Annotated in this window: 1 protein-coding gene; it reads left to right on the top strand. The window is 59.1% G+C overall.

From position 1 onward, the window contains the following. On the top strand, positions 1-701 hold a 701-nt coding region (locus TMES_RS22875; protein WP_158091297.1), incomplete at both ends, for an Ig-like domain-containing protein.

Consider the following 701-nt stretch of genomic DNA (forward strand, 5'->3'; position numbering starts at 1 on the left):
GTGACCGCGACAGCGAGTGATGGCACCGACACGGCAATCGCCGCAGATACGCTCAGCGTCACCGTAGATGCGGTTGCTGATGCCCCGGTTCTCACCGTCACCAATACCAGTGGCGCTGAAGACACCCGGATTGCACTTGATGTGACCGCCACCTCTCCCGATACCGTCTCGGTGACCTTTGCCGGTGTGCCCGACGGTGCGGTTCTTAGTGCCGGGATCGATAATGGTGATGGCACATGGACCGTTGATGCTGGCGATCTCGCCGGACTGACCTTAACCCCGCCAGCTGATTACAGCGGGACGCTCAACCTGTTTGCCGTCGCAACGGCCACCGATGGCAGCGAGAGTGCCACCACCAGTGAAGCCTTCTCTGTCACCGTAACGCCAGTTGCCGATGCCCCGACCCTGAGTGCCGCCGATGTAACGGGGGCTGAAGACACCGCAATTGCCCTTGATATCGATACCGCTGTCACCGATGGCAGTGAAGTTCTTTCGATTACCATTGGCAACATTCCCGATGGTGCCGTGCTCAATGCCGGCACGGTTAATCCCGATGGCACCGTAACGCTGACCCCGACCGAACTGACCGGTCTGACAATCACGCCGCCAGCAGACTTCAGTGGCAGTTTTGATCTCTCGATCACCTCGACTTCGACCGATGGCACCGATACTGCAACGGTATCTGATACATTCGGCGTCAC

The organism is Thalassospira mesophila, assembly GCF_002115755.1.
Lineage (GTDB): Bacteria > Pseudomonadota > Alphaproteobacteria > Rhodospirillales > Thalassospiraceae > Thalassospira > Thalassospira mesophila.